At 29.5% G+C, this 2,215-nt stretch carries 3 protein-coding genes; all 3 read right to left on the bottom strand.

Annotated elements, in window-relative coordinates; genetic code table 11:
• Positions 1-294 precede the first annotated feature (294 nt).
• The 3 genes from KVT27_RS26825 to KVT27_RS23025 are packed head-to-tail and all read right to left on the bottom strand — an operon-like array spanning position 295 to position 2,078.
• Positions 295-807: a glycosyltransferase family 2 protein gene (locus tag KVT27_RS26825; protein WP_254636254.1), complete on the bottom strand. Its 513-nt coding sequence runs from the start codon at positions 805-807 to the stop codon at positions 295-297.
• Positions 794-1,402: a phosphoribosyltransferase gene (locus tag KVT27_RS23030; protein ID WP_088046181.1), complete on the bottom strand. Its 609-nt coding sequence runs from the start codon at positions 1,400-1,402 to the stop codon at positions 794-796. Before KVT27_RS23030 ends, KVT27_RS26825 begins: the two co-directional genes overlap by 14 nt.
• A complete protein-coding gene (locus tag KVT27_RS23025; protein WP_088046180.1) occupies positions 1,341-2,078 on the bottom strand; it encodes a PHP domain-containing protein in 738 nt (245 codons plus the stop codon). The genes KVT27_RS23030 and KVT27_RS23025 overlap by 62 nt, the downstream gene beginning before the upstream one ends.
• Positions 2,079-2,215 lie beyond the last annotated feature (137 nt).

Below are 2,215 nucleotides of genomic sequence, written 5' to 3'. Positions count from 1 at the left end.
TCTTTTACAGGTTTCTTATTTTCTAAAGAGTAGTTTATTAAGTATATCCACAACCTTGCTTCAACCACTCCACAAAATTTCTCGTAGGAACTTTCTTTAAAAAATGTTTTTAATACATTCATTGTATTTACTAGAGATTCATCAATGATCGGATTATAACTTCGAGTTATTGATCCTTCCCTCTGGATATAATAATACAAAGCTTCATTTACTACTTCTATACTATTACAAAAATATAAATATCTCGGCATAAAACCTACATCTTCAAAAAAAGCACGATTTTCAAAATATAATTCATTTTCTATATAACTTGTTCCAAGCTACAACAAAAGGCTCATCATGTTTACAAAGAAAATTCTCTAGGACATCACCATTCAATAGATCTTTGTTAAAATAATATTCTTTCTCCCGTAGCTTACTCGCACCCTCATCTAACCAGATCTTTTTAAAACCGCAAACTACCAGGTCAATATTACCTGGAATGATTTTTTTATATAAATTCTCATACATAGATTTATCTAAATAGTCATCACCATCTACAAATGCTATAAATTCCCCACTAGCATGATTAATTCCCGTATTTCTTGCAGCACTTAAGCCACCATTTTCTTGAGAAATTACTCGTACACGTTTATCACGCTTTGTAAACTCATTAGCGATATTTACTGTATTGTCACGTGAACCATCATTTATAACTAATATTTCAATTTCCTTAATACTCTGCGCAATAAGACTTTCCAAACACTTTTCAATATAACCCTCAACATTATACGCCGCTACAACTATACTAATTTTAGGCTTCTCCATAGTTTACCTCCTTCCATTGATTATATAATTTAATAAATTCTTTATTATATTTGGAATCATTGGACCAAGGTCCCATTAAAATATGATTTTCATATAAAGAGTAATCTACCTTAAAAATATTGACACTATCTTTAAAATAATTTAAACTTGCAAATTTAATTTCCGTTTCAGTATACATATTCCCTAAATATTTTACCACTTGACCAGCTGTGTGCCCCGTGTCTACTGAATCATCTACAACCAAAATTTTATTTATATTCTTCATCTCATGTTTATTCATATCAAAGTAAATTTCTCTATCTATATTCTGATTATGAACTCCAGATTGAATTTCTTTACGTCTTAAATATTCTTTAAGAGATTTAGGAATAATTTTTATTACAGGTTTTATAAATTCTTTTAACTTATTCCCCTTACGTACCGCTTGAATTTCTAATAACGGCACCCTTAAGTATTCACTTATTGTTTGTCCTATTAAAAATGACCCTTTGGCTATAAATATAACCACATCTGGCTGAAAATCCTTTTCAATTTTAGTTGCTAATTTTTTGCTTTCTATTTCCAAATTTCTTATTGATAATTCTAAACAATTCACTGTATTTACCTCTTTTTATTAATTTAAAAACTCTAGCAAACTTAGTTATATGATGGGCTATCTGTAGGCATTCCTTTTGAACATATTTTGCCCTTTTTAAATTTTCTTTGAATGTCTGTGGATCACCATTAAATTCTTCTATAACATTGTAGTTTCTACCTAATTCTATAAATGTATGTGCATCGCTACCTATAGCCTTAGTTGCATTATATCTGTTCGCAATTTCCAATTGAATTTCTGAAAAACACCCCTTTATATTTCTACCATTGTGAACTTCAATGATATCAATTAAATCTAGGTTTTTTCGAATCTCTTCTTCCACCAAAACTGTTTTATATCTTTTTTCATCATATGGATGAGGAATATATACTATTCCTCCTTGTTTTTTTATCTCTAACATTGTATCCCTTGGAGATTTTCCCGGGCTTATCTTTTTATTTATAAATAATCCTATTATTTCACCCTTACTAGAAAATATTTCCTCTCCAATAATTACTCTAATTGAATGTTTCTCAAGAAAAGGTTTAAATTTTAACGCACCCTCAATTTCATCATGATCCGTAATCGCTACTACATTTATTTTTCTTAATTTTAACATGAGTAAATAGAACCACTTGCCTAAAGTGCTATCATGCGAATAGCACGTATGGGTGTGTAATTCGACATTTATTCCCATATATTTCTCCTACTTTCTAAACAACTCAAAAAATTTAATATGCTCCTCTGCCGACTACAACATTCTTAACAGTTAATAGCAAAATCTTAATATCAAACCATAATGATGCATTATAAGCATAATATAGCTCTAAATCT

The sequence above is a fragment of the Lysinibacillus sp. GbtcB16 genome (assembly GCF_019091145.1).
GTDB lineage: Bacteria > Bacillota > Bacilli > Bacillales_A > Planococcaceae > Lysinibacillus > Lysinibacillus fusiformis.
The sequence above is the reverse complement of the archived record's forward strand: the minus strand, read 5'-3'. Positions and strand labels throughout refer to the sequence as shown.